The following is a 1,884-nucleotide window of genomic DNA, read 5'->3' as shown; positions in this document are numbered from 1 at the left end:
TCTTCTTGAGGCATGAGACTGTCTGGTCGTGCCAGAGATGACGAGTGGGTTGGAGGCGGCCTTGGCTGACGCGTCGTCTCCTTCATGGACGCAACGTGTTCGTGCCGGGCGTGACCTTGCTTTGTTCGCTGATGTTCCTGAGGCTGCGGAAGCGCTGGTGGGGCTGCTGCTGGACGTCGAGGACACGGCGGTGACTCGACAGACGGCAGAGGCCCTGGCCCGGGTCGGGACAGTGGCCGCCGTAAGGCTCATCGCTCTTGCGGTGGCCGAGGCTGACGACAATCAGGCTGACTGGCTGCAGACCGGGGTGTATGACGCGCTCGTGGGACCGGACGGTGTGCCGGACGTCGCAGCGGCCTGCGGGAAGCTCTCCCGGGACCAGGAAGAAGCTGTCCGTCGGGGTGCCGCAGACATCTCTGCGTGGACAGACGACGCAAGGTGTTGATCTGAACCGACCTCCCTGTGGGCTGGTTCATGCAGCCGTCGCTTGGGGGAGGCGGGGTTCGTAGAAGGTGCCGTCGCGGAGCATGGCGAACAGGACGCTGATGCGGTGGCGTGCGAGGCGGAGGAGGGCTTGGGTGTGGGTCTTCCCCCGGGCCCGGCATTTGCCGTAGTAGGTGCGGGAGGCCGGGTCGTGCAGGGCCGCGAAGGCGGAGAGGAACATGGCTCGTTTGAGCTGCCGGTTTCCGCCTCGGGGCGCGTGTTCGCCGTGGATCGAGGTCCCCGACGATCTGGTGGTCGGAGCGAGGCCGGCGTAGGAGGCCAGGTGGGCGGCGGTGGGGAAGCTGGTGCCGTCGCCGACGGTGACCAGCAGGACTGCGGCGGTCCTGACCGCGACCCCCGGCATCGAGGTCAGGACCTTGGAAAGAGGGTGGTCCTCCAGCAGGGCCTTGATCTGGGCTTCCAGGGCCCGGCGCTGTTCGTGGACTGCGGAGAGAGAGCGGGCCAGGGACGGGACCACGGTGTCGAGGGTGCCGGTCCCGGGGACCACCACGGTCTGTTCATCCAGGGCGGCGAAAACGTCGTCGATGAGCCGGGCGGCCATGCGTGGGGCCTTGGGCCGGATCACCTCGACGAGTCTGCGGCGGCCGGCTTTCCGCAGGGCAGCCGGGGAGCCGTAGCGTTCCAGCAGCCAGGTGACGGCGGGGTGGTCCAGACGCGGCCCGAGGACGCGCTCCAGCGAGGGGTGGAACTGGGTGAGCAGGCCGCGTATCCGGTTGGAGGTGCGGGTGGCCTCGGCCGCGAGGTCCTGGTCGAAGCCGACCAGCACGGTCAGCTCGGCGGTGATCTCGTCGGTGAGTTCCAGCGAGCGCAGGGTGTGCGGCATGGTGCGGGCGGCGTCCGCGATCACCGCGGCGTCCTTCGCGTCGGTCTTCGCCTCGCCCGGATAGAGATCGGCGATCCGGCGCATCGCCAGGCCGGGCAGGTAGGCGACCTTGCAGCCCGAGTCCCGGGCCACGGTGAGCGGAAGGGCTCCGATGGAGGCGGGCTGGTCCACGATCACCAGGACGGTGCCGAACTTGGCGGTCAGCTTGTCGAGGACGGCCCGCAGTTTCGGCTCGCTGTTGGGCAGCTGCTTGTCGAAGACCTTCTTCCCGGCCAGGGTGAGCCCATGGCCGTGATGAGCGGTCTTGCCGACGTCCAGGCCGAGGAACACGCCCACGTCTTCGGTGTCGAACATCGCACCCTTCCAGGGAAGTTGAACGTGCCGGCCTTGGCGGTGGTGTCGTACGCGCGCATCCACGTTATGCAGACCTGCCGCCCGCGGACTGTCCGGCATTGCACCGGACCGGGTGGTGGCCGGACCTCTCATCAGCGTCTCCGACGGCACCTCCCGGGCCCGGTGACACCACCCCCCAGGTCATCCGTTCGACAGGGGGACAC

General features: G+C 68.7%; 2 protein-coding genes. One reads left to right on the top strand and one right to left on the bottom strand.

The features are described 5' to 3' along the window. Positions 1–37 precede the first annotated feature (37 nt). A complete protein-coding gene (locus tag IE109_RS32750) occupies positions 38–445 on the top strand; it encodes a hypothetical protein (protein ID WP_229891881.1) in 408 nt (135 codons plus the stop codon). 27 nt (positions 446–472) lie between these two features. Here IE109_RS32750 and IE109_RS32745 read toward each other — a convergent pair whose 3' ends face one another. After that, the gene (locus IE109_RS32745) at positions 473–1,681 is read right to left on the bottom strand and encodes an IS110 family RNA-guided transposase (protein WP_189554997.1); all 1,209 of its coding nucleotides are present in this window, start codon (positions 1,679–1,681) and stop codon (positions 473–475) included. Positions 1,682–1,884: the final 203 nt, after the last annotated feature.

Origin of the sequence: Streptomyces lavendofoliae (assembly GCF_014649735.1) — a bacterium.
GTDB classification, from domain to species: domain Bacteria; phylum Actinomycetota; class Actinomycetes; order Streptomycetales; family Streptomycetaceae; genus Streptomyces; species Streptomyces lavendofoliae.
Note: the sequence above shows the minus strand (reverse complement) of the source record. Positions and strands in the feature narration are given on the sequence as shown.

Bases quoted from the DNA above. Each gene is read 5' to 3' on its own strand.
- IE109_RS32750 (WP_229891881.1), top strand. From the start codon at position 38: ATGACGAGTGGGTTGGAGGCGGCCTTGGCTGACGCGTCGTCTCCTTCA.
- IE109_RS32745 (WP_189554997.1), bottom strand. From the start codon at position 1,681: ATGTTCGACACCGAAGACGTGGGCGTGTTCCTCGGCCTGGACGTCGGC.